This is a genomic window from Streptomyces daghestanicus (assembly GCF_020521275.1).
GTDB lineage: Bacteria > Actinomycetota > Actinomycetes > Streptomycetales > Streptomycetaceae > Streptomyces > Streptomyces griseoviridis.
In genome coordinates, this window is record NZ_BNDX01000002.1 from 489,656 (window position 1) to 514,679 (window position 25,024).

Below are 25,024 nucleotides of genomic sequence, written 5' to 3' on the forward strand. Positions count from 1 at the left end.
CCCCGTAGCCAGAACCGAGGCAGATCACGCATGAACTGGGACGACACGACCGCCGACGACGCCGGCCCGGGCGCGGAGCGGCTGGTGGGCTCCGTCGCCGACCGCGAGGACCAGGCCGTCGAGGCCGCCCTGCGCCCCAAGGACCTGGACGAGTTCATCGGCCAGGAGAAGGTCCGCGAGCAGCTCGACCTCGTGCTGCGCGCCGCCCGCGCCCGCGGCGCCACCGCCGACCACGTCCTGCTCTCCGGCGCCCCCGGCCTCGGCAAGACCACCCTGTCCATGATCATCGCGGCCGAGATGGAGGCCCCGATCCGGATCACCTCCGGGCCCGCCATCCAGCACGCCGGCGACCTCGCCGCGATCCTCTCCTCCCTCCAGGAGGGCGAGGTCCTCTTCCTCGACGAGATCCACCGCATGTCCCGGCCCGCCGAGGAGATGCTGTACATGGCGATGGAGGACTTCCGCGTCGACGTCATCGTCGGCAAGGGCCCCGGCGCCACCGCCATCCCCCTGGAGCTGCCGCCGTTCACCCTGGTCGGCGCCACCACCCGGGCCGGTCTGCTGCCGCCCCCGCTGCGCGACCGCTTCGGGTTCACCGCCCACATGGAGTTCTACGAACCGGCCGAGCTGCAGCGCGTCATCCACCGCTCCGCGCAGCTGCTCGACGTCGAGATCGCCGCCGACGGTGCCGCCGAGATCGCCGGCCGCTCCCGCGGCACCCCCCGCATCGCCAACCGGCTGCTGCGCCGGGTGCGCGACTACGCCCAGGTGAAGGCCGACGGAGTGATCACACGGGAGATCGCCGCGGCGGCCCTCGCCGTCTACGAGGTCGACGGCCGGGGCCTGGACCGCCTCGACCGAGCCGTCCTTCAGGCCCTGCTCAAGCTGTTCGGCGGCGGTCCCGTCGGGCTGTCGACGCTGGCGGTGGCGGTGGGGGAGGAGCGGGAGACCGTCGAGGAGGTGGCCGAGCCCTTCCTGGTCCGCGAGGGCCTGCTCGCCCGGACGCCGCGTGGCCGGATCGCCACCCCCGCCGCCTGGGCGCACCTCGGTCTCACCCCGCCCGGCGCGGGCGCCGCGGGAAACGGACAAGGGGACCTGTTCGGGGCCTGAGCCGCCCCGGACGGCGAGCGCACTGGCCCGCGGGGGAACCCCGGTGCCATCCTGTGCGTTGTTCCCTGCGCGCGGACTCGCTTAGACTCCGCCGATGCCGCCCTTGTCGGCGGCGCGTCACACCCCCAACCATCAGGCCGCTCACAGCGCGGTCGTGTGAAGGAAGTACCGACCCGTGAGTCTCGTGACCCTCCTCCCGTTCATCGTGCTCATCGGGGCCATGTTCCTGATGACCCGGTCGGCGAAGAAGAAGCAGCAGCAGGCCGCCGACATGCGGAACCAGATGCAGCCCGGTTCCGGTGTCCGCACCATCGGGGGCATGTACGCCACGGTCAAGGAGGTCAACGAGGACACGGTCCTCCTGGACGCCGGCCCCGGCGTCGACCTCCTCTTCGCCAAGAACTCGATCGGTGCCGTCCTGACCGACGACGAGTACAACCGCATCGTCCACGGCATCGAGCACGACCTGAAGTCCGACGCCGACCTGGTCCCGGACGACGCCTCCTCCCTCACCGAGTCCGAGGCCACCGACGCCGTCCCCGCCGACGACAGGATCGACCTCGGCAAGAAGGACGCGGACGACGAGCCCGCCGCGGCGAAGACGGACGAGCGGCCGAAGAAGTCCGAGGACGACTCCGAGGCGAAGTAGCCGTGCCCCGGGGCGCGCGGGACGTCCCCGCGCGCCCTTGGACATGCGCGGTTCCCACGGGATTCCGACACCATGTCATGGCCGTCGGCGCACCGGTGCGCGAGACGGCCCGAGAGGGAGTACGAGAAGGTGGCAGCACCTAAAAAGGGCCGGAACGCGAGCGCCCAGAGCAAGCCGGGGCGCTCGCTGGCCCTGATCCTGATCGCCATCGTGGCGCTCACCGGAGGGATGTTCGCCTCCGGGCACACCACTCCGCGTCTCGGTATCGACCTGGCCGGCGGCACGAGCATCACGCTCCGGGCCGAATCGGAGCCCGGCCAGGAATCCGCGATCAACAAGACCAACATGGACACCGCGGTCGAGATCATGGAACGCCGTGTCAATGGTCTGGGTGTCTCCGAGGCCGAGGTACAGACCCAGGGCGACCGGAACATCATCGTCAACATCCCCAAGGGGACGAACAGCGAGGAAGCCCGGCAGCAGGTCGGCACCACCGCCAAGCTCTACTTCCGCCCGGTCCTCGCCACCGAGGTCTCCGGCGCCGCGGCCACGGCCAGCCCTTCGGCGAGCGCCTCGGAGAGCGCCGCGGACCCGGACAAGGCCACCGACGGCGACGAGAGCGCCTCGCCCTCCGACTCCGCGAGCGCCTCGGCGTCCGCCACCTCCCAGGGCCGCGCCGTCACCGACGCCCTGAAGGCCGACGCCACCCCCTCGGCGACCGCCTCCGACTCGGCTTCCCCGAGCACGAGCGCCTCCGCGTCGGCCTCCGCGTCCGCCTCCGCCGATGACGCCACCAGCAAGCTCCAGGCCGCGTACACCGCGCTGGACTGCACCGACGCCACGCAGCGCGCCAAGGCCGGCGAGGGCGCCAAGGACGACGAGTCCATGGTCGCCTGCGGCCAGAACTCGCAGGGCGCGTGGCAGAAGTACATCCTCGGCCCCGCCGAGGTCGACGGCACCGACGTCGACGACGCCTCGGCCGTCTTCAACACGCAGACCGCCGCCGGCTGGACCGTCACGATGGAGTTCACCAAGGGCGGCACCAAGAAGTTCGCGGACATCACCGGCAAGCTGGCGCAGAACCAGTCCCCGCAGAACCAGTTCGCGATCGTCCTGGACAACGAGGTCGTCTCGGACCCGTACGTCAGCCAGGCCCTGACCGGCGGCAACGCCGAGATCTCCGGCAGCTTCACGCAGGAGGAGGCGCAGAGCCTCGCCAACATGCTCTCCTACGGCGCCCTCCCGCTGAGCTTCAAGGAGGACAGCGTCACCACCGTCACCGCCGCGCTCGGCGGTGACCAGCTGGAGGCCGGTCTGATCGCCGGTGCCATCGGCCTGGCGCTGGTCGTGCTCTACCTGCTGTTCTACTACCGGGGCCTGTCGTTCATCGCCCTGCTGTCGCTGCTGGTCTCCGCGATCCTGACGTACGTGATCATGGCGCTGCTCGGTCCGACCATCGGCTTCGCGCTGAACCTGCCGGCCGTCTGCGGTGCCATCGTCGCCATCGGCATCACGGCGGACTCGTTCATCGTCTACTTCGAACGGGTCCGGGACGAGATCCGCGAGGGCCGCTCGCTGCGCCCCGCGGTCGAGCGCGGCTGGCCGCGCGCCCGGCGCACGATCCTGGTCTCCGACTTCGTGTCGTTCCTCGCCGCCGCGGTGCTCTTCATCGTCTCGGTCGGCAAGGTCCAGGGCTTCGCGTTCACGCTGGGTCTGACCACCCTGCTCGACGTGGTGGTCGTGTTCCTGTTCACCAAGCCGCTGCTGACGCTGATGGCCCGCCGCCGATTCTTCGCGAGCGGCCACAAGTGGTCCGGGCTCGATCCCAAGAGCCTCGGTGCCAAGCCGCCGCTGCGTCGCACGCGCCAGTCCCGTCCCGCCGGCCCCGTCGACCCGAAGGAGGCGTGAGCGATGTCGAAACTCGGCGAGCTCGGCGCCAGGCTGCACCATGGCGAGGTCGGCTACGACTTCGTCAAGAACCGCAAGATCTGGTACGGCATCTCGATCCTGATCACCATCACGGCCATCGTCGGCCTGGCGGTGCGCGGCCTGCACATGGGCATCGAGTTCCAGGGCGGCGCGGTCTTCACCACCCCGAAGAACACCAGCGTCTCGGTGACCCAGGCCGAGGAGCACGCGGAGGCCGCCTCCGGCCACGACGCGATCGTCCAGAAGCTCGGCGACGGCAGCATGCGCATCCAGATCGCCGGCATCGACACCGACAAGTCGGACCAGATCAAGCGGGAACTGTCCAAGGACCTGAAGGTCGACGCCGAGCAGATCAACGCCGAGCTGGTCGGCCCCAGCTGGGGCGACCAGATCGCGAACAAGGCGTGGCAGGGCCTCGGGATCTTCCTGGTCCTGGTGGTGATCTACCTGGCGATCGCCTTCGAGTGGCGGATGGCACTGGCCGCCTTCGTCGCGCTGATCCACGACATCACCATCACCGTCGGCATCTACGCCCTCGTCGGCTTCGAGGTCACACCGGGCACGGTGATCGGTCTGCTGACCATCCTCGGCTACTCGCTGTACGACACGGTGGTCGTCTTCGACAGCCTCAAGGAACAGACCAAGGGCATCACCAAGCAGACCCGCTGGACCTACGCGGAGATCGCCAACCGGTCGATCAACAGCACCCTGGTCCGCTCCATCAACACCACGGTGGTCGCGCTGCTGCCGGTGGCGGGCCTGCTCTTCATCGGCGGCGGCGTCCTCGGCGCCGGCATGCTGAACGACATCTCGCTGTCGCTGTTCGTCGGCCTCGCGGCCGGCGCGTACTCCTCGATCTTCATCGCCACGCCGCTCGTCGCCGACCTCAAGGAGCGCGAGCCGCAGATGAAGGCCCTCAAGCGACGTGTCATGGCCAAGCGTGCCCAGGCCGCCTCCGCGGGCGAACCGCCGGAGAACGCCGTGCCCGACGAGCGCTACGCCGACGACGACGACGCCGGCGAGCCCGAGGACACCGCGCCCGCCGTCGTCGGCCCGCGCAACCAGTCCGCCTCCCGCGTCCGGGGCCGCGGCCGGCCCTCGGGGAAGCGCCGATGACCGACATCCAGCGGCTGCTGCTCAGCCGTATCCGGGACGTGGCGGACTACCCGGAGCCGGGCGTGATGTTCAAGGACATCACCCCGCTCCTGGCCGACCCGGAGGCGTTCACCGCGCTCACCGAAGCGCTGGCCTCGATCGCCGAGGACACCGGCGCGACCAAGATCGTCGGCCTGGAGGCCCGGGGCTTCATCCTCGGCGCCCCGGTCGCCGTCCGCGCCGGCCTCGGCTTCATCCCCGTACGCAAGGCGGGCAAGCTCCCCGGAGCCACCCTCAGCCAGTCCTACGACCTGGAGTACGGCTCCGCCGAGATCGAGATCCACGCCGAGGACCTGTCCGCCGAGGACCGCGTCCTGGTCGTCGACGACGTCCTCGCCACCGGCGGCACCGCCGAGGCGTCCCTCCAGCTCGTCCGCCGGGCGAAGGCCCAGGTCGCGGGGGTGGCCGTCCTGATGGAGCTGGCCTTCCTGAACGGCCGGGCCCGCCTGGAACCGGCCCTGGACGGCGCGCCGCTGCACGCCCTGCTCACCGTCGGATAACCCCGGCGTCACCGCGTAGGGGACGGCACGACACGAACCGAGGCGGGCCCGGAGGAATCCGGCGCCCGCCTCAGGCGTTCCTCCTGTCGACGGGTCTCACAGCGGCCCGCAGGCGCTCCTGGGGCCCAGGATCGCTACCATGGGGTTTCCGGAGCCTGACCGGGGGACCCGGATCGCGCACGAGGAGTCCTCTTGCCAGACGAGGCCCAGCCACTGACCGCCGCCAAGCCCGAGTCCGCCTCGGGGCCCGCGGCCAAGCCCGCGCCCACCGCGCCGCACGCGAAGAACGACACCCGCGGGACGCTCCAGCACACCCAGTCCGCGCCCGTCGACAAGACCGCGGACCAGCAGGCCCGTCCCAAGCCGGTCCCGCCGGAGCGCGCGCAGAACGCGCCGGTGGTGCGCGCCCCCGCAGGCCAGCCCGCCCGCTCCGGCTCCTCCAACCGCGTCCGCGCCCGGCTGGCCCGTCTCGGCGTGCAGCGCGCCAACCCGTACAACCCGGTCCTGGAACCCCTGCTGCGCATAGTCCGCGGCAACGACCCCAAGATCGAGACGGCGACCCTCCGCCAGATCGAGCGCGCCTACCAGGTCGCCGAGCGCTGGCACCGCGGCCAGAAGCGCAAGAGCGGCGACCCGTACATCACGCACCCGCTCGCCGTCACCACCATCCTCGCCGAGCTGGGCATGGACCCGGCCACGCTGATGGCGGGGCTGCTGCACGACACCGTCGAGGACACCGAGTACGGCCTGGACGACCTGCGCCGCGACTTCGGCGACGTCGTCGCCCTCCTCGTCGACGGCGTCACCAAGCTGGACAAGGTCAAGTTCGGCGAGGCCGCGCAGGCCGAGACCGTGCGCAAGATGGTCGTCGCCATGGCCAAGGACCCCCGTGTCCTGGTCATCAAGCTCGCCGACCGGCTGCACAACATGCGCACCATGCGCTACCTCAAGCGCGAGAAGCAGGAGAAGAAGGCGCGCGAGACCCTGGAGATCTACGCGCCGCTCGCCCACCGCCTGGGCATGAACACCATCAAGTGGGAGCTGGAGGACCTCGCCTTCGCGATCCTCTACCCCAAGATGTACGACGAGATCGTCCGCCTGGTCGCCGAGCGCGCCCCCAAACGCGACGAGTACCTCGCCGTCGTCACCGACGAGGTCCAGCAGGACCTGCGCGCCGCCCGCATCAAGGCGACCGTCACCGGCCGCCCCAAGCACTACTACAGCGTCTACCAGAAGATGATCGTCCGCGGCCGGGACTTCGCGGAGATCTACGACCTGGTCGGCATCCGCGTCCTGGTGGACACCGTCCGCGACTGCTACGCCGCGCTCGGCACCGTCCACGCCCGCTGGAACCCGGTTCCGGGGCGGTTCAAGGACTACATCGCGATGCCCAAGTTCAACATGTACCAGTCGCTGCACACGACGGTCATCGGGCCCAGCGGCAAGCCGGTCGAACTCCAGATCCGCACCTTCGACATGCACCGCCGCGCCGAGTACGGCATCGCCGCGCACTGGAAGTACAAGCAGGAGGCCGTGGCCGGCGCGTCCAAGGTGCGCTCCGACGCGCCCCGGACCACCGGCAAGGACGACCACCTCAACGACATGGCGTGGCTGCGCCAGCTCCTGGACTGGCAGAAGGAGACCGAGGACCCCGGCGAGTTCCTGGAGTCCCTCCGCTTCGACCTGTCCCGCAACGAGGTCTTCGTCTTCACCCCCAAGGGCGACGTGATAGCGCTCCCGGCGGGTGCCACCCCGGTCGACTTCTCCTACGCCGTCCACACCGAGGTCGGCCACCGCACCATAGGGGCACGGGTCAACGGCCGCCTCGTCCCGCTGGAGTCCACCCTGGACAACGGCGACCTGGTGGAGGTCTTCACCTCCAAGGCCCCCGGCGCCGGGCCCTCCCGCGACTGGCTGGGCTTCGTCAAGTCACCGCGCGCCCGCAACAAGATCCGCGCCTGGTTCTCCAAGGAGCGCCGCGACGAGGCGATCGAGCAGGGCAAGGACGCCATCGTCCGCGCCATGCGCAAGCAGAACCTCCCCATCCAGCGCATCCTGACCGGCGACTCCCTGGTCACCCTCGCCCACGAGATGCGCTACTCCGACATCTCCGCGCTGTACGCGGCGATCGGCGAGGGCCATGTCTCCGCGCAGAACATCGTGCAGAAGCTGGTCCAGGCGCTCGGTGGCGAGGAGGCGGCCAGCGAGGAGATCGACGAGGCGGTACCCCCGTCCCGGGGCCGCGGCCGCAAGCGGCGCAGCAACGCCGATCCGGGCGTCGTGGTCAAGGGCGTCGACGACGTCTGGGTCAAGCTCGCCCGGTGCTGCACGCCCGTCCCCGGTGACCCGATCATCGGCTTCGTCACCCGCGGCAGCGGCGTCTCCGTGCACCGCAGCGACTGCGTCAACGTGGACTCGCTCTCCCGCGAGCCCGAGCGGATCCTGGAGGTCGAGTGGGCGCCCACCCAGTCCTCCGTCTTCCTGGTCGCCATCCAGGTCGAGGCCCTGGACCGCTCCCGGCTGCTGTCGGACGTCACCCGCGTCCTGTCCGACCAGCACGTCAACATCCTCTCCGCGGCCGTCCAGACCTCCCGCGACCGCGTCGCCACCTCCCGGTTCACCTTCGAGATGGGCGACCCGAAGCACCTGGGCCACGTCCTGAAGGCCGTACGCGGTGTCGAGGGCGTCTACGACGTCTACCGGGTGACGTCGGCGCGCAGGCCGTCGTAGACCCGCGGTCTCCCCGTCGCTTCACACGAAAGGGGCTCCCGTACGCACCGTACGGGAGCCCCTTCGTGTCGCTGCGGGTCAGCCGCCGAACTCCTGGAGGCCCTTCAGCGCCTGGTCCAGCAGCGCCTGCCGGCCGTCCAGTTCACGCTGGAGCTTGTCCGCGCGGGCGGTGTTGCCCTGGGCGCGGGCCTGCTCGATCTGGCCCTTGAGCTTGTCGACCGCGGCCTGGAGCTGCCCGGTCAGCCCCGCGGCACGCGCGCGGGCCTCCGGGTTGGTCCGGCGCCACTCGGCCTCCTCGGCCTCCTGGAGCGCCCGCTCCACCGCGTGCATCCGGCCCTCGACCTTCGGCCGGGCGTCACGCGGCACGTGCCCGACGGCCTCCCAGCGCTCGTTGATCGAACGGAACGCGGCGCGGGCCGCCTTCAGGTCCGTGACCGGCAGGAGCTTCTCGGCCTCCTCGGCCAGCTCCTCCTTGAGCTTGAGGTTCTCCGTCTGCTCCGCGTCCCGCTCGGCGAAGACCGAGCTGCGCGCGGCGAAGAAGACGTCCTGGGCGCCGCGGAAGCGGTTCCACAGCTCGTCCTCGTGCTCGCGCTGGGCGCGGCCGGCGGCCTTCCACTCGGCCATCAGATCGCGGTACCGCGCGGCCGTGGGACCCCAGTCCGTCGAACCGGACAGCGCCTCGGCCTCACCGACCAGCCGCTCCTTGACCCGGCGGGCCTCCTCGCGCTGCGCGTCGAGCTGCGCGAAGTGCTGCTTGCGCCGCTTGGAGAACGCCGACCGGGCGTGCGAGAAGCGGTGCCACAGCTCGTCGTCGGACTTGCGGTCGAGACGCGGCAGCCCCTTCCAGGTGTCCACCAGCGCCCGCAGCCGCTCACCGGCCGCTCGCCACTGGTCGGACGCCGCCAGCTGCTCGGCCTCGGCGACCAGCTCCTCCTTGGCCCGGCGGGCCTCGTCGGACTGCTTGGCCCGCTGCGCCTTGCGCTCCTCGCGCCGCGTCTCCACCAGCTCCACCAGCTGGTCGAGACGCTTCCTGAGCGCGTCCAGGTCCCCCACCGCGTGGTGCGCGTCGACCTGCTCGCGCAGGTGCTGGATCGCGGCCTGGGCGTCCTTCGCCGACAGGTCGGTGGTCCGCACCCGCTTCTCGAGGAGGCCGATCTCGACCACCAGGCCCTCGTACTTGCGCTCGAAGTAGGCCAGCGCCTCATCGGGGGAGCCGGCCTGCCAGGAACCGACGACCTGCTCGCCGTCTGCCGTACGCACGTACACGGTCCCCGTCTCGTCGACGCGGCCCCACGGGTCGCTGCTCACAGCGCCTCCTCCACATGATGCCTGCGGAGGGCTTTCCCACCCCCGGGCATCGTCCACAGTTTCGTCACCGCCAACATAGGCGAACGGCAGGTGACCTGTCCGCATCCAGCGCCACCGAAATTAGGCAGCCGGCGCTCAGGACTTCGTGACGGTGGCCTTGTCGATCACGACCGTCGCGTTCGGCACCCCGTCGCCCGCGCCGGTGCTCTCGCCCGCGGCGGCGATCTTCTTCAGCACCTTCATGCCGGCGTCGGAGATCGTGCCGAACGGGGTGTAGCTGGGCGGCAACTGGCTGTCCTGGTACACCAGGAAGAACTGGCTGCCGCCGGTGTGCGCCTGACCGGTGTTGGCCATCGCCACCGTGCCCGCCGGGTAGACGTTGTCCTTCAGGCTTTTGTCCTTCAGGTTCTCGTCCGGGATCGTGTAACCGGGACCGCCGGTGCCCTGACCGGTCGGGTCGCCGCACTGGAGCACGTAGATGCCGCTGGTGGTGAGCCGGTGGCACTTGGTGTGGTCGAAGTAGCCCTCACCGGCCAGGAACTCGAACGAGTTCACCGTGTGCGGGGCCGCCGCCGTCTTCAGGGCGATGTCTATCTCGCCGCACGTCGTGTCCAGCGTCATCGTGTAGTCCGCCGACTTGTCGATGGACATCGCCGGCTCCTTCTTCCACGTCTTGGTCGCGGCCTTGCCCGCCGCGGCCTTGTCGCACGGGTCCGGCGCCTTGCTGGTCGCCGACGCGCTCGGCGACGCCTCCGCGCTCGCGGTCTCCTTGTCGTCGTCGTCCTTGAGCGTGCCGGTCGTGTACAGCGCGAGGCTGCCCACCAGGACCACGCCGAGCACCGACGCGATCACCGAGTTGCGCACCCGCGCCTTGCGTCGCGCGGCGGTGCGCCGCTGCTGCTGCCGCAAGAACTTCTCCCGGGCGAGCTGACGCCGCCGCTGTTCCTGGCTGACCACCGGGTTGTCTCCTATGCGTCTTCGTGCCGACCGGTACGCGTGCGTGCTCGTGGGCCGACCGCCTGCGTTAGCCCCGTACCGTATATGGGTTCGCTGAGGAAACGGCACCGCCGGTAGGCTCTGACCACGGGCGCAGCCCGCTCACAAGCCACTCGTATCGACACAACCAAGGACGATCGTGCTCATTGCCGGGTTCCCCGCCGGAGCCTGGGGGACGAACTGCTACCTCGTCGCCCCGGCCGCCGGTGCGGAGTGCGTGATCATCGACCCCGGCCACCAGGCCGCCCCCGGAGTCGAGGAGGCGCTGAGGAAGCACCGGCTCAAGCCGGTCGCCGTCGTCCTCACGCACGGCCACATCGACCATGTGGCCTCGGTCGTCCCGGTGTGCGGCGCGAGCGGCGTGCCCGCGTGGATCCACCCGGCCGACCGCTACATGATGAGCGACCCCGAGAAGGGGATCGGCCGGTCCATCGGGATGCCGCTCATGGGCGAGCTGACGGTGGGGGAGCCGGACGACGTCCGGGAGCTGACCGACGGCGCGAAGCTGGCGCTGGCCGGGCTGGAGCTGACCGTGGCGCACGCGCCGGGCCATACCAAGGGGTCGGTGACCTTCGGCCTGCCCGAGGCGGCGGACATCCCGCCGGTGCTGTTCTCGGGCGACCTGCTGTTCGCCGGCTCCATCGGACGCACCGACCTGCCCGGTGGCTCCATGGACGACATGCTCGAGTCCCTGACCCGCGTGGTCCTGCCGCTCGACGACACGACCGTGGTGCTGTCCGGACACGGCCCCCAGACGACCATCGGCCAGGAGCGCGCCACCAACCCGTATCTGCGGCAGGTGGCGGCCGGCCAGGGAGCAGCTGAGCAGGCTCCCCGACGAGGAATGTGACGAGAGACCCCGTGAGCACCTTCAAGGCCCCCAAGGGCACCTACGACCTGCTGCCGCCGGACTCCGCCAAGTACCTGGCGGTCCGCGCGGCCATCGCGGCCCCGCTGCGCGACTCCGGCTACGGCTACATCGAGACGCCCGGCTTCGAGAACGTCGAGCTGTTCGCCCGCGGCGTCGGCGAGTCCACCGACATCGTCACCAAGGAGATGTACGCCTTCGAGACCAAGGGCGGCGACCGGCTCGCCCTGCGCCCCGAGGGCACGGCTTCCGTACTCCGCGCCGCCCTGGAGGCCAACCTGCACAAGACGGGCAACCTCCCCGTCAAGCTCTGGTACTCGGGCTCGTACTACCGCTACGAGCGTCCGCAGAAGGGCCGTTACCGCCACTTCTCACAGGTCGGCGCCGAGGCGATCGGCGCGGAGGACCCGGCGCTCGACGCCGAGCTGATCATCCTGGCCGACCAGGCGTACCGCTCGCTGGGCCTGAGCCGGTTCCGCATCCTGCTCAACTCCCTGGGCGACAAGGAGTGCCGTCCCGTCTACCGGGCCGCCCTCCAGGAGTTCCTGCGCGGCCTCGACCTGGACGAGGACACGCTGCGCCGGGCCGACATCAACCCGCTGCGGGTCCTGGACGACAAGCGCCCCGAGGTGCAGAAGCAGCTCACCGACGCGCCCCTGCTCCGCGACTACCTGTGCGACGCCTGCACGGCCTACCACGACGAGGTCCGCGAGCTGATCACGGCGGCCGGCGTCGCCTTCGAGGACGACCCCAAGCTGGTGCGCGGCCTGGACTACTACACGCGCACCACCTTCGAGTTCGTCCACGACGGGCTCGGCTCCCAGTCCGCGGTGGGCGGCGGCGGGCGCTACGACGGCCTCTCCGAGATGATCGGCGGCCCCGCGCTGCCGTCCGTCGGCTGGGCCCTCGGCGTCGACCGCACGGTCCTCGCACTGGAGGCGGAGGGCGTCGAGCTGGACCTCCCCGCCACCACCTCCGTCTTCGCGGTGCCGCTCGGCGAGGAGGCCCGCCGGGTGCTGTTCGCCAAGGTCACCGAGTTGCGCAAGAACGGCGTCGCGGCCGACTTCGCCTACGGCGGCAAGGGCCTCAAGGGCGCCATGAAGAGCGCCCACCGCAGCGGCGCCCGCTACGCGATCGTCGCCGGCGAACGCGACCTCGCCGAGGGCGTCGTCCAGCTCAAGGACATGGAATCCGGCGAGCAGCGGGCGATCGGCGTCAACGAGATCGTGGCGGAACTGGAGTCACGGCTCGGCTGAGCGCGCCCCTCCCGCGCCCGGGAGCGCCCCGGTCCGGCGGTCCGCCCGGGTCTCCGGACCGGGGCGGCCCGCCGGCCGTCAACCGGGTGGCCGCCGATCCCCCCTCCGGTTCGATCGCCCGTGCGCCCCTGGCGCAGGCGTTGTCCGGAACGGCACCCCCGTGGGGGCCGGAGGTCCCTTCTTATGCGCACCGAACGGTCGACACGCGCCCACGTGCGGCACAATGACCGTGCCCGAAGAAGATGAGACCTCAAGTGACGGAATCGGCGTGATGAGCAAGACGACAGTCAGAGACGTCTCCACGGAACCCGAGCCCGAGTCGTACGCCGGTGCCGTCGCGCCGGGCGCGGTGGGGGGCAGCCGCGCCTTCGGTGTGCTGCTGGTGCTCACCGGCGCCGCCGGACTGCTCGCCGCGTGGGTCATCACGATCGACAAGTTCAAGCTGCTGGAGGCCAAGGTCGCCGGCACGACCTTCGTCCCCGGCTGCAGCCTGAACCCGGTCGTCTCCTGCGGCAGCGTCATGGAGAGCGACCAGGCGGCCGTCTTCGGCTTCCCCAACCCGATGCTCGGCCTGGTCTGCTACGGCATCGTGGTCTGCGTCGGCGTGAGCCTCCTCGCGCGGGCCCGCTTCCCGCGCTGGTACTGGCTCACCTTCAACGCGGGCACCCTCTTCGGCGTGGGATTCTGCACCTGGCTGCAGTTCCAGTCCCTGTACCGGATCAACGCGCTGTGCCTGTGGTGCTCCCTGGCCTGGGTCGCCACGATCATCATGTTCTGGTACGTGACCTCCTTCAACGTCCGCAAGGGCCTGCTGCCCGCGCCGGGCCGGCTGCGCGGCTTCTTCGGGGAGTTCACCTGGGTGCTGCCGGTGCTGCACATCGGCATCATCGGCATGCTGGTCCTCACCCGCTGGTGGGACTTCTGGACGAGCTGACCGCGCCCGCCGCGTTGTCAGTGCGGTGATTTAGGGTTTTGTGCGTGGAGCCCGATCTGTTCACCGCCGCCGCAGAAGAACGCCAGGAGAAGGACCCGTCCGGCAGTCCCCTGGCCGTCCGGATGCGCCCCCGCACCCTCGACGAGGTCGTGGGCCAGCAGCACCTGCTGAAGCCGGGCTCCCCGCTGCGCCGCCTGGTCGGCGAGGGGGCGTCCGGCCCCGCGGGTCCCTCCTCGGTGGTCCTCTGGGGCCCGCCCGGCACCGGCAAGACCACCCTCGCGTACGTCGTCTCCAAGGCCACCAACAAGCGGTTCGTGGAGCTGTCGGCGATCACCGCGGGCGTCAAGGAGGTCCGCGCGGTCATCGACGGCGCCCGCCGTGCGGTCGGCGGGTACGGCAAGGAGACCGTCCTCTTCCTCGACGAGATCCACCGCTTCAGCAAGGCCCAGCAGGACACCCTCCTCCCGGCGGTCGAGAACCGCTGGGTGACGCTCATCGCCGCGACCACCGAGAACCCGTACTTCTCGGTGATCTCCCCCCTCCTCTCCCGCTCCCTCCTCCTCACCCTCGAACCCCTCACCGACGACGACGTCCGCGGCCTGCTGCGCCGCGCCCTCACCGCCGACCGGGGCCTCAGGAGCGCGCTCACCCTCCCCGAGGACACCGAGGACCACCTGCTGCGCATCGCCGGCGGCGACGCCCGCCGCGCCCTCACCGCGCTGGAGGCCGCCGCCGGGGCCGCGCTAGACAAGGGCGAGCCCGAGATCACCCTGGCCACACTGGAGGAGACGGTCGACCGGGCGGCGGTCAAGTACGACCGCGACGGCGACCAGCACTACGACGTCGCCAGCGCCCTGATCAAGTCCATCCGCGGCTCCGACGTCGACGCCGCCCTGCACTACCTGGCCCGCATGATCGAGGCCGGCGAGGACCCCCGCTTCATCGCCCGCCGCCTGATGATCTCCGCCAGCGAGGACATCGGCCTCGCCGATCCCAACGCGCTGCCGATCGCGGTCGCCGCCGCCCAGGCCGTCGCCATGATCGGCTTCCCCGAGGCCGCCCTCACCCTCAGCCACGCCACCATCGCCCTCGCCCTCGCCCCCAAGTCGAACGCCGCGACCACCGCGATCGGCGCCGCCCTGGACGACGTGCGCAAGGGGCACGCCGGCACCGTCCCGGCCCATCTGCGCGACAGCCACTACCAGGGCGCCGGCAAGCTCGGCCACGGCCAGGGTTACGTCTACCCGCACGACCTGCCCGAGGGCATCGCCCCGCAGCAGTACGCCCCGGACGCCCTGAAGGACCGCGAGTACTACACGCCGACCCGGCACGGCGCCGAGGCGCGGTACGCCGACGCCGTCGAGTGGACCCGCAAGCACCTCGGTCGCAAGCGGTCCTGAACACCCTGTAAACTCGCCCGGAGTGCCGAGTCCCGTGCCGTCAGAGCGGGACACCCGGCCGGAACCCCCCGGGGTTCCAGGAGCGTCGCGCACCGTCGAAACAGGTGTCGCGGGCAGCCCACCACCACCCCCGTATCCGTACGGCGGGACCGGTCGGTGGGCCACTCGCGTGCTGCACGTATGTGCCCAGACCAGGGAGCGGCTGCCCGGCAGGTCCCCAGCGGACCCGGCGGGTCTCCCCGGCTGCGGATGCGACCTCCCTCAACCCTGGCAAGCCGAACACCACGAAATGAGAGACAGTGGCGAACCAGTCCCGCCCCAAGGTCAAGAAGTCGCGTGCCCTCGGCATCGCGCTCACCCCGAAGGCCGTCAAGTACTTCGAGGCCCGTCCCTACCCGCCGGGTGAGCACGGCCGAGGCCGCAAGCAGAACTCGGACTACAAGGTCCGTCTGCTGGAGAAGCAGCGCCTGCGAGCCCAGTACGACGTCTCCGAGCGCCAGCTCGTCCGCGCCTACGAGCGTGCCTCCAAGGTGCAGGGCAAGACCGGTGAGGCCCTGATCGTCGAGCTGGAGCGCCGCCTCGACGCCCTGGTGCTGCGTTCGGGCATCGCCCGCACGATCTACCAGGCCCGCCAGATGGTCGTCCACGGCCACATCGCGGTCAACGGCCAGAAGGTCGACAAGCCGTCCTTCCGCGTCCGCCCCGACGACGTCGTGCAGGTCCGCGACCGCTCCAAGGACAAGACGCTGTTCCAGATCGCCCGCGAGGGCGGCTTCGCCCCCGACGGCGAGACCCCGCGCTACCTGCAGGTGAACCTCAAGGCCCTGGCGTTCCGCCTGGACCGCGAGCCGAACCGCAAGGAGATCCCGGTGATCTGCGACGAGCAGCTCGTCGTCGAGTACTACGCCCGCTGATCACCAGCAGGCCACAGCACCTCCGCGGTGCCCGGGCCCGCCGTCTCCCCGCCCCCTCGTGGGCGGGCGGGGCGGCGGGCTCCGTCATGTCCCCGGCGCCGTCGCCGGCCGCACCGCACCGCGCGGCCCCGGCAGCGCGGCCGGCTCCGGCGGCCGCCGCAGCGCCCGGGCCACCGCCTCCTCGCGGCACAGCCGCGCACCCCGCCGTACGCACTCCTGGTACCGCTCGTCGCCCAGGTGCTCCCGGGCCGTCGCCTCGCACAGCTCGTGCGGCGCGTTGTAGTGCGCCGAGCCGAACAGCGGCAGCCCCACCGCGGGCCATATCCGCGCCGCCGCCCCCTGGAGCACCGCCGCCTCCGCCGCCTCCCCCTCGGTCACCGTGACCAGCGCCAGCAGTTCCAGTGACAGCACCGAACCCAGCAGGTCACGGAAGCGGTGGGCGTCGACCAGACAGACGGACAGCAGCCGCCGGGCCCCGGCCGCGTCGCCGTCGCTCCACGCCGCGTACGCCAGCACGTACAGCGCGTAGACGCGCGCCCAGCGCTCCCCGTGGCCGTCGCAGACCCGGCGCACGTCCTCGCACAGCCGCACCGCGTCCGCCAGATCACCCCGGAACGCCCGCGTCATGGCCAGTTCCACCTGGGCCATCAGCACATTGCTGTTCAGCTCGCCGAGCTCGCGGTACCGCTCCAGCGCGGAGCGCAGCAGCGCCTCCGCGCCCACCATGTCATCGGTGACCAGCGCCAGGCAGCCGGTGCGGTGCACCGCGTACGCCACCGCCAGCGGGTTGCGGGCCCGCTCCGCCTCCTCCCGGCACTCCCGGAGCGCCGCCCGCGCGGACACCGGGTCGCCCTGGAGGATCGCCACGTACGCCAGCACCCACAGCGCCTTCAGCCGGGACTGCTCGCGGGCGGTGCGCTCCGCGTCCAGCCGTACGGCCTGGTCCAGCCAGTGCCGCCCCTCCGCGAGCCGGCCGCAGCCGACCCACAGGAACCACAGGGAGCCCGCCAGGTACTGGCCCAGATGCGCGCCGTCCGGATCGGACAGGCAGTGGTCCAGGGCGGCACGGAGATTCGGCAGCTCCGCCTCGATCCGCGCGGCCACCTCGGGCTGGCGCGGCGAGAACCAGTCCAGCTCGCACCAGGTCACCAGCCCCACGTACCAGTCGCGGTGCCGCCGCCGCAGCCGGGCCGCGTCCCCCGTCGCCTCCAGCCACTCGGCGCCGTACGCCCGGACCGTGTCCAGCATCCGGTAGCGCGTCCCGGCCGGGGTCTCCTCCCGGGTCAGCACGGACTGGGCGAGCAGCGCCGACAGCACGTCGAGCACCTCGTCGGCGGGCAGCCCGCCGCCGCTGCACACGTACTCCGCGGCCTCCAGGTCGAACCGCCCCGCGAACACCGAGAGCCGCGCCCACAGCAGCCGCTGCCCGGGCGTGCACAGCTCGTGGCTCCAGCCGATCGCGGTGCGCAGCGCCCGGTGCCGGGGGAGCGCCGCGCGGTTCTCCCCGGTCAGCAGCCGGAACCGGTCGTCCAGGCGGCCCAGCACCTGCCCGGGTGTCAGCGTGTCCAGCCGCCCGGCGGCCAGTTCGACCGCCAGCGGAATCCCGTCCAGCCGCCGGCACAGCTCGCGCACCTCGTCGTCCGCGCGCCCCACCGGCACGCCGTGCTGGGCAGCGCGGACCGACAGCAGGGTCACCGCGTCCTCCTCGGCGAGCGGCGCCAGCGGGACCAGGCGCTCACCCGGGACGGCCAGCGGCCGGCGCCCCACCGCCAGCACCCGCAGCCCGGGGCACCGGCCCAGCAGATCGGCCACCAGGCCGGCGCAGGAGTCGACGAGGTGTTCGACGCCGTCGAGGAGCAGCAGCAGTTCGCGCCCGGCGAGACGGGCGAGGAGCGTCTCGCGCGGGGTCCGGGTGGTGTTATCGGCCAGGCCCAGCGCCTCCACCACCGCGTAGTCCACGAACTCCGGGTCGCGCACGGGCGCCAGCTCCACCCGCCAAACCCCGTCCCGCGGCGCCGACCGGGACGCGGCCCGCCCCGCCAGCCGTGACTTGCCGATCCCGCCCACCCCGGTGACGGTCACCAGCCGCGCCTCGCGCAGCGCCCCGTCCAGCGTGGCGAGTTCCGTCGCGCGGCCCACGAACGCGTCCAGTTCCAGCGGCAGGTTCCCGGCCGGGCACGTTCCGGCATCCCGTTGCTCACGCATAGGCGACGCAGCGTACTGAAGCGTGCGCGGTGCGTACAATCGCTTCGCGCAACTCCACCGCGCGCGGACGGTAATCCGGTACGGACCTCCGCGCCCGGCGCGATAGGCTCGGTGCACGACTTTTTGAATGTTCTCGACGGCCCGGCGCGGCCTCGACGTTCTGGCACGGATCAGGGAGCGGGTGCACAGTGTCCGGTGGAGAGGTGGCCGGAATCCTCGTGGCCGTCTTCTGGGCGATCCTGGTTTCCTTCCTCGCCGTCGCACTGGTGAGGCTGGCCCAGACGCTCAAGGCGACCACGAAGCTCGTGGCGGACGTGACCGACCAGGCCGTCCCGCTGCTGGCCGACGCCTCCGCGGCGGTGCGCTCGGCGCAGACCCAGATCGAACGGGTCGACGCGATCGCCTCCGACGTCCAGGAGGTCACCTCCAACGCCTCGGCGCTGTCCACCACCGTCGCCTCCACCTTCGGCGGCCCCCTCGTCAAGGTCGCGGCCTTCGGCTACGGCGTCCGCCGCGCGATGAGCGGCCGCAGGGACGACGCCCCGGACAAGGCACCCAGGCGCACCGTCGTCGTCGGCCGTACCGTCCCGGCGACGCGGCGGGCCAAGCGCAAGAAGGACTGATCCCAGGAATGTTCCGCCGTACGTTCTGGTTCACCTCCGGCGTCGCCGCCGGCGTGTGGGCCACCACCAAGGTCAACCGCAAGCTGAAGCAGCTCACCCCCGAGAACCTCGCCGTGACCGCGGCGAACAAGGCCATCGAGGCGGGCGGCCGGCTCCGGGACCGCGCGGTGGACTTCGCGCTCGACGTCCGCGACAACATGGCCCAGCGGGAGGCCGAACTGGGCGACGCGCTCGGGCTCGACGCCCCCGCGGACCGGGAACTCCCGCCGCCCCGGCGGTACGCCGCCATCGAGAACCGCAACGACCCGATGCCCACCTCGAAGTACATCGACAGGACGACGTACTCGTACAACCGGAATGAGGACCACTGATGGAGTCGGCCGAGATTCGTCGCCGCTGGTTGAGCTTCTTCGAGGAGCGCGGGCACACCGTCGTCCCTTCGGCGTCGCTCATCGCGGACGACCCGACTCTGCTGCTGGTCCCGGCCGGCATGGTGCCCTTCAAGCCGTACTTCCTCGGTGAGGTCAAGCCGCCCTTCGACCGCGCCACCAGCGTGCAGAAGTGCGTGCGCACCCCGGACATCGAAGAGGTCGGCAAGACCACCCGGCACGGCACGTTCTTCCAGATGTGCGGCAACTTCTCGTTCGGCGACTACTTCAAGGAAGGCGCCGTCAAGCTCGCCTGGGAGCTGCTCACCAGCGCGCAGGAGAAGGGCGGTTACGGCCTCGACCCCGAGCGGCTGTGGATCACCGTCTACCAGGACGACGACGAGGCCGAGCGCATCTGGCGCGACGTCGTCGGCGTGCCCGCCGAGCGCATCCAGCGGCTGGGCAAGAAGGACAACTTCTGGTCGATGGGCGTGCCCGGCCCGTGCGGTCCGTGCTCCGAGATCAACTACGACCGCGGTCCCGAGTTCGGCGTCGAGGGCGGCCCGGCCGTCAACGACGAGCGCTACGTGGAGATCTGGAACCTGGTCTTCATGCAGTACGAGCGCGGCCAGGGCATCGGCAAGGAGGACTTCGAGATCCTCGGGGACCTGCCGAGCAAGAACATCGACACCGGGCTCGGCCTGGAGCGGCTCGCCATGATTCTGCAGGGCGTGCAGAACATGTACGAGATCGACACCTCCATGGCCGTCATCAAGAAGGCCACCGAGCTGACCGGCGTGGCCTACGGCGACGCCCACGACACGGACGTCTCGCTGCGCGTGGTCACCGACCACATGCGCACCTCCGTGATGCTCATCGGCGACGGCGTCACCCCGGGCAACGAGGGCCGCGGTTACGTCCTGCGCCGCATCATGCGCCGCGCCATCCGCAACATGCGGCTGCTCGGCGCCACCGGTCCGGTGGTCAAGGACCTGATCGACGTCGTGATCGAGATGATGGGGCAGCAGTACCCCGAGCTGATCACCGACCGCGAGCGGATCGAGAAGGTCGCCGTCGCCGAGGAGAACGCCTTCCTCAAGACGCTGAAGGCCGGCACCAACATCCTGGACACCGCCGTCGGCGAGACCAAGGCCGCCGGCGGGTCGGTCCTCTCCGGCGACAAGGCGTTCCTGCTCCACGACACCTGGGGCTTCCCGATCGACCTCACCCTGGAGATGGCCGCCGAACAGGGCCTCTCCGTGGACGAGGACGGCTTCCGGCGCCTGATGAAGGAGCAGCGGGAGCGCGCCAAGGCCGACGCCCAGGCCAAGAAGACCGGCCACGCCGACCTCGGCGCCTACCGCGAGATCGCCGACCGCGCCGGCCAGACCGACTTCATCGGCTACACCGACACCGAGGGCGAGTCGACCATCGTCGGCATCCTCGTCGACGGCGTCTCCTCGCCGGCCGCCACCGAGGGCGACGAGGTCGAGATCGTCCTCGACCGCACCCCGTTCTACGCCGAGGGCGGCGGCCAGATCGGCGACACCGGCCGGATCAGGGTCGACTCCGGTGCCGTCATCGAGGTGCGCGACTGCCAGAAGCCGGTCCCGGGGGTCTACGTCCACAAGGGCGTCGTACAGGTCGGCGAGGTCACCGTGGGCGCCACCGCCCACGCCGCGATCGACGGGCGGCGCCGCAAGGCCATCGCCCGCGCCCACTCGGCCACCCACCTCACCCACCAGGCGCTGCGCGACGCCCTCGGCCCGACGGCCGCCCAGGCCGGGTCCGAGAACCAGCCGGGCCGCTTCCGCTTCGACTTCGGTTCGCCGTCCGCCGTGCCCACGGCCGTGATGACCGACGTCGAGCAGAAGATCAACGAGGTGCTCGCCCGCGACCTCGACGTCCGCGCCGACGTCATGGGCATCGACGAGGCCAAGAAGCAGGGTGCCATCGCCGAGTTCGGCGAGAAGTACGGCGAGCGCGTCCGCGTCGTCACCATCGGGGACTTCTCCAAGGAGCTGTGCGGCGGCACCCACGTGCACAACACCGCCCAGCTCGGTCTGGTCAAGCTGCTCGGCGAGTCGTCCATCGGCTCCGGCGTGCGGCGCATCGAGGCCCTGGTCGGCGTGGACGCCTACAACTTCCTCGCCCGGGAGCACACGGTCGTCGCCCAGCTCCAGGAGCTGGTCAAGGGCCGCCCGGAGGAGCTCCCGGAGAAGGTCTCCGCCATGCTCGGCAAGCTGAAGGACGCCGAGAAGGAGATCGAGAAGTTCCGCGCCGAGAAGGTCCTCCAGGCCGCCGGCGGCCTCGCCGAGTCCGCCAAGGACGTCCGCGGCGTGGCCCTGGTCACGGGGCAGGTGCCGGACGGCACCACCGCCGACGACCTGCGCAAGCTGGTCCTCGACGTGCGCGGTCGCATCCAGGGCGGCCGGGCCGCGGTCGTCGCCCTCTTCACCACGGTGAACGGCAAGCCGCTGACCGTCATCGCCACCAACGACGCCGCCCGTGACCGCGGCCTCAAGGCCGGTGACCTGGTCCGTACCGCCGCCAAGACCCTCGGCGGCGGCGGTGGCGGCAAGCCGGACGTCGCCCAGGGCGGCGGTCAGAACCCGGCCGCCATCGGTGACGCCGTGGCCGCCGTCGAGCGCCTGGTCGCGGAGACGGCGAAGTAATGCGCCGAGGACGCCGGCTCGCCCTCGACGTCGGGGACGCCCGGATCGGGGTCGCCTCGTGCGACCCCGACGGCATCCTCGCCACGCCCGTGGAGACGGTGCCCGGCCGGGACGTCCCGGCCGCCCACCGCCGGGTGCGGGCGCTCGTCGAGGAGTACGAGCCGATCGAGGTCGTCGTCGGGCTCCCGCGCTCCCTCAAGGGGGGCGAGGGCCCGGCCGCGGCCAAGGTCCGCCGTTTCGCCCAGGAACTGGCCAAGGGCGTCGCCCCCGTCCCGGTCCGGCTCGTCGACGAGCGGATGACGACCGTCACGGCCGGCCAGGGGCTGCGCGCCTCCGGAGTGAACTCCAAGAAGGGCCGCAAGGTCATCGACCAGGCCGCCGCTGTGATCATCCTCCAGCAGGCGCTTGAATCCGAACGGGTGTCAGGTAATCCTCCTGGTGAGGGCGTCGAAGTGGTCATCTGATCGCTGTACGGTAACGTTCCGCGCGATGCGGCGGTGTTCGAACAGCCTCCGCACAGAGAGAGGCGGAACGGTCAGCGGTCCGTGAGACCCGCGTGACGGCCGCCTCGCGGCTCTAGGGGATCCATGACTGAGTATGGCCGGGGCCAGGGCTCCGAACCGTGGCACCCGGAGGACCCGTTGTACGGGGACGGCGGGTGGGGAGGGCAGCAGGCCCACGCGGGACAGCAGCCCTCCGACGGCGGCCAGCCGCAGCACCAACCGCAGCATCAGCAGCACGGTGACTGGGGCGACGGCGGCGGCCAGGCCGGATACGGCCAGGCCCAGCAGCAGTACCCGTACGGCGGACAGCAGTACGGAGGTCAGCAGTACGGCACCGAGCAGTACGACGCCCGGCACGGCGGTCAGCAGCACGGCGGACAGTACGACCAGCAGGGCTACGACCCGGCGTACGGCGGGCAGCAGTACCCGGCGCAGCAGCAGGACCATCAGCACCAGCAGGAGCAGCCGCAGCAGCAGGAGCAGCCGCACCAGCAGGAGCAGCCGCAGGGCCGGCAGCAGTACGACGCCGGCGGTCACACCGCCTACGGTCAGCAGCAGCCCCCGTACCCCCCCGACCCCGCGGACCCGTACGGGCCGCAGGCCGCCGCCCCCTACGGCGCGGAGCAGACCGACCACTACGGCACCGAGGAGGCGTACCCGCCCCCGGAGCCCCCGGGCCGCCGGCGCACCGAGCCGGAGCCGGTCCGCACCGACTGGGACCCGGGACCTGACCAGGGAGAACACGCCTTCTTCGCGGGCGGCGACGGTGACGACGGCGCCGACGGCGACGGTTCCGGGCGCGGCGACCGGCGGGGCCGCGGCGGCAGGCCGAAGAAGCGGCGCAACGGATGCGCGTGCCTCGTGGTCTGCCTGGTGCTGGGCGGCGGCGTGGCCGGATTCGGCTATTTCGGCTACCAGTTCTACCAGGACCGCTTCGGCGCGGCCCCGGACTACGCGGGCGACGGCAACGGCACGCAGGTGACGGTCACCGTCCCCAAGGGCGCCGGCGGCTCGGCCATCGGGCAGGAGCTGAAGCGCAAGGGCGTGGTGAAGAGCGTCGACGCCTTCGTCACCGCCCTCCAGGGCAACCCGAACGCCAAGGGCATCCAGGACGGCGTCTACACGCTCCAGAAGGAGATGTCCGCGGAGAGCGCCGTCAAGCTGATGCTCAGCCCGGAGAGCCGCAACTCGCTGATCATCGCCGAGGGCCGGCGCAACGTCGACGTGTACAAGCTCATCGACAAGCGCCTCGAAGTCCCGGACGGCACCACCGCCGAAGTCGCCAAGAACGACTGGAAGGACCTCGGCCTGCCCGACTGGGCGGTGAACCACGCCGACGTCAAGGACCCGCTGGAAGGGTTCCTCTACCCGTCCAGCTACTCCGTGGCCAAGGGGCAGAAGCCCGAGGAAGTGCTCAGGGAGATGGTGGCGCGGGCCACCGACACGTACGAGGAACTGGGCTTCGAGAAGAAGTCGAAGGAGCTGGGGCTCGACGGGCCGTGGCAGCTCGTGACCGTCGCCAGCCTGGTGCAGGCCGAGGGCAAGACCCACGACGACTTCCGCAAGATGGCCGAGGTGATCTACAACCGGCTCAAGCCGACCAACACCGAGACCAACCAGAAGCTCCAGTTCGACTCGACCTTCAACTACCTGATGGGGCAGAGCGAGATCCACATCGGCGAGTCCGAGATCAACAGCAACCCGGACCCGTACAACACCTACTACCACAAGGGCCTGCCGCCCGGTCCCATCGGCAACCCCGGGGCCGAGGCCCTGGAGGCCGCGCTCCAGCCCACCTCCGACGGCTGGATCTACTTCGTGGCCACCGACGGCGTGAGCAACACGGAGTTCGCCAGGACCCACGCCGACTTCGAGAAGCTGAAGGACAAGTTCAATGCCAGTACCGGCGACTGACGGCCGCCGGGCCGCCGTCCTCGGGTCCCCGATCGGCCACTCCCTCTCCCCGGTGCTGCACCGCGCCGCCTACGCGGAGCTGGGACTGACGGGATGGACGTACGACCTCTTCGACGTGGACGAGGCGGCGCTGCCGGGGTTCGTCGAGGGGCTGGGGCCGGAGTGGGCCGGGCTGTCGCTGACCATGCCGCTCAAGCGGGCCGTCATCCCGCTGCTCGACGGCATCAGCGACACGGCGGCGTCGGTGGACGCGGTCAACACGGTCGTCCTCACCGCGGACGGCCGCCGGACCGGGGACAACACCGACATCCCCGGCATGATCGCGGCCCTGCGCGAACACGGCGTCGAGAAGGTCGAGAGCGCGGCCGTCCTCGGCGCCGGGGCCACCGCGTCCTCCGCGCTGGCCGCGCTGGCCCGGATCTGCGCCGGCGAGGTCGCCGTCTACGTGCGCAGCGCGGCCCGGGCCGCCGAGATGCGGGGCTGGGCCGAGCGGCTGGACGTCGAGGTCCGCGTCGTGGACTGGGCGCGGGCGGCAGAGGCGCTGCACGCCCCGCTGGTGGTGGCCACCACCCCGGCCGGCACCACCGACGCGCTCGCCGCCGCCGTGCCGGAGCGGCCGGTGACCCTCTTCGACGTGCTCTACGAGCCCTGGCCCACCGCACTGGCCGCCCGCTGGTCGGCGCACGGCGGCGCCGTCGTCAGCGGCCTCGACCTGCTGGTCCACCAGGCGGTGCTCCAGGTGGAGCAGATGACGGGCCGCGTCCCGGCCCCGCTGGCCGCGATGCGCGCGGCGGGGGAGCGGGCGCTGGCCGCGCGGTAGGGCGGGTCCGGCGGGGGCGCCCGGGGAACGCCGGGCACGGGTCCCCCGTACCGCCGTGCCGGGCGTGACGCGGACGTGGCCCCCGCTCCGCTGTCCGGGTGGTGGACCGCCGCCCGGGACGCTCCGGCGGTCGTGGGAGGATTGACAGCGGCGGATCAGGGCCGCGC

19 protein-coding genes and 1 pseudogene are annotated in these 25,024 nt (G+C 71.5%); 17 read left to right on the plus strand and 3 right to left on the minus strand.

Annotated elements, in window-relative coordinates; genetic code table 11:
* Positions 1-30 precede the first annotated feature (30 nt).
* From ruvB to relA, 6 genes are all read left to right on the plus strand, one after another.
* A complete protein-coding gene (gene ruvB, locus Sdagh_RS02435) occupies positions 31-1,110 on the plus strand; it encodes a Holliday junction branch migration DNA helicase RuvB (protein ID WP_189418897.1) in 1,080 nt (359 codons plus the stop codon).
* Between the two features lie 175 nt (positions 1,111-1,285).
* Entirely contained in the window at positions 1,286-1,759 is a 474-nt protein-coding gene (yajC, locus tag Sdagh_RS02440; RefSeq protein ID WP_189418899.1) for a preprotein translocase subunit YajC, read from the plus strand.
* A gap of 129 nt (positions 1,760-1,888) precedes the next feature.
* Complete coding sequence (gene secD / locus Sdagh_RS02445; protein WP_189418901.1) at positions 1,889-3,667, plus strand: protein translocase subunit SecD; 1,779 nt, start codon at positions 1,889-1,891, stop codon at positions 3,665-3,667.
* Positions 3,668-3,670: 3 nt separating this feature from the next.
* Positions 3,671-4,804 carry a protein translocase subunit SecF gene (gene secF / locus Sdagh_RS02450; RefSeq protein ID WP_190077551.1) on the plus strand — a complete coding sequence of 378 codons (1,134 nt, stop codon included), beginning with the start codon at positions 3,671-3,673 and terminating at the stop codon, positions 4,802-4,804.
* Complete coding sequence (locus Sdagh_RS02455) at positions 4,801-5,343, plus strand: adenine phosphoribosyltransferase (RefSeq protein WP_189418906.1); 543 nt, start codon at positions 4,801-4,803, stop codon at positions 5,341-5,343. Before secF ends, Sdagh_RS02455 begins: the two co-directional genes overlap by 4 nt.
* Before the next feature lie 192 nt (positions 5,344-5,535).
* A complete protein-coding gene (gene relA, locus Sdagh_RS02460; protein WP_189418908.1) occupies positions 5,536-8,073 on the plus strand; it encodes a GTP pyrophosphokinase in 2,538 nt (845 codons plus the stop codon).
* A gap of 78 nt (positions 8,074-8,151) precedes the next feature.
* Here relA and Sdagh_RS02465 read toward each other — a convergent pair whose 3' ends face one another.
* Complete coding sequence (locus Sdagh_RS02465; protein ID WP_190009824.1) at positions 8,152-9,381, minus strand: DUF349 domain-containing protein; 1,230 nt, start codon at positions 9,379-9,381, stop codon at positions 8,152-8,154.
* A gap of 135 nt (positions 9,382-9,516) precedes the next feature.
* The gene (locus Sdagh_RS02470; RefSeq protein ID WP_189418913.1) at positions 9,517-10,338 is read right to left on the minus strand and encodes a peptidylprolyl isomerase; all 822 of its coding nucleotides are present in this window, start codon (positions 10,336-10,338) and stop codon (positions 9,517-9,519) included.
* Positions 10,339-10,516: 178 nt separating this feature from the next.
* Between Sdagh_RS02470 and Sdagh_RS02475 the strand changes: the two genes are divergently transcribed.
* From Sdagh_RS02475 to rpsD, 5 genes are all read left to right on the plus strand, one after another.
* Positions 10,517-11,227: an MBL fold metallo-hydrolase gene (locus Sdagh_RS02475; protein WP_189418915.1), complete on the plus strand. Its 711-nt coding sequence runs from the start codon at positions 10,517-10,519 to the stop codon at positions 11,225-11,227.
* An 11-nt stretch (positions 11,228-11,238) separates the two neighbouring features.
* Positions 11,239-12,501 (plus strand): histidine--tRNA ligase, encoded by a 1,263-nt coding sequence (gene hisS, locus Sdagh_RS02480; protein ID WP_190009826.1) that lies wholly within the window; start codon positions 11,239-11,241, stop codon positions 12,499-12,501.
* Positions 12,502-12,772: 271 nt separating this feature from the next.
* Positions 12,773-13,435, plus strand: coding sequence for a vitamin K epoxide reductase family protein (locus Sdagh_RS02485; RefSeq protein ID WP_189418920.1), 663 nt, complete (start codon positions 12,773-12,775; stop codon positions 13,433-13,435).
* Between the two features lie 44 nt (positions 13,436-13,479).
* Positions 13,480-14,835 carry a replication-associated recombination protein A gene (locus Sdagh_RS02490; protein ID WP_190077550.1) on the plus strand — a complete coding sequence of 452 codons (1,356 nt, stop codon included), beginning with the start codon at positions 13,480-13,482 and terminating at the stop codon, positions 14,833-14,835.
* Between the two features lie 299 nt (positions 14,836-15,134).
* Positions 15,135-15,749, plus strand: coding sequence for a 30S ribosomal protein S4 (gene rpsD / locus Sdagh_RS02495; protein WP_189418924.1), 615 nt, complete (start codon positions 15,135-15,137; stop codon positions 15,747-15,749).
* Here the strand turns inward: rpsD and Sdagh_RS02500 are convergent.
* Positions 15,737-17,954: pseudogene (locus Sdagh_RS02500) on the minus strand (ATP-binding protein). The gene rpsD and the pseudogene Sdagh_RS02500 sit on opposite strands and share 13 nt — an antisense overlap.
* Before the next feature lie 188 nt (positions 17,955-18,142).
* Here Sdagh_RS02500 and Sdagh_RS02505 point away from each other — a divergent pair.
* From Sdagh_RS02505 to Sdagh_RS02530, 6 genes are all read left to right on the plus strand, one after another.
* Positions 18,143-18,577: a DUF948 domain-containing protein gene (locus Sdagh_RS02505; protein WP_189418928.1), complete on the plus strand. Its 435-nt coding sequence runs from the start codon at positions 18,143-18,145 to the stop codon at positions 18,575-18,577.
* A gap of 8 nt (positions 18,578-18,585) precedes the next feature.
* The gene (locus Sdagh_RS02510; protein WP_189418930.1) at positions 18,586-18,948 is read left to right on the plus strand and encodes a hypothetical protein; all 363 of its coding nucleotides are present in this window, start codon (positions 18,586-18,588) and stop codon (positions 18,946-18,948) included.
* Positions 18,948-21,620 carry an alanine--tRNA ligase gene (gene alaS / locus Sdagh_RS02515; protein ID WP_189418932.1) on the plus strand — a complete coding sequence of 891 codons (2,673 nt, stop codon included), beginning with the start codon at positions 18,948-18,950 and terminating at the stop codon, positions 21,618-21,620. The genes Sdagh_RS02510 and alaS overlap by 1 nt, the downstream gene beginning before the upstream one ends.
* On the plus strand, positions 21,620-22,084 hold the full coding sequence (ruvX, locus tag Sdagh_RS02520; RefSeq protein WP_189418934.1) for a Holliday junction resolvase RuvX: 465 nt from the start codon (positions 21,620-21,622) through the stop codon (positions 22,082-22,084). The genes alaS and ruvX overlap by 1 nt, the downstream gene beginning before the upstream one ends.
* A 123-nt stretch (positions 22,085-22,207) precedes the next feature.
* A complete protein-coding gene (mltG, locus tag Sdagh_RS02525; protein WP_190077548.1) occupies positions 22,208-24,037 on the plus strand; it encodes an endolytic transglycosylase MltG in 1,830 nt (609 codons plus the stop codon).
* Complete coding sequence (locus Sdagh_RS02530; RefSeq protein WP_190009835.1) at positions 24,018-24,857, plus strand: shikimate dehydrogenase; 840 nt, start codon at positions 24,018-24,020, stop codon at positions 24,855-24,857. Before mltG ends, Sdagh_RS02530 begins: the two co-directional genes overlap by 20 nt.
* The last annotated feature ends 167 nt before the right edge of the window (positions 24,858-25,024 follow it).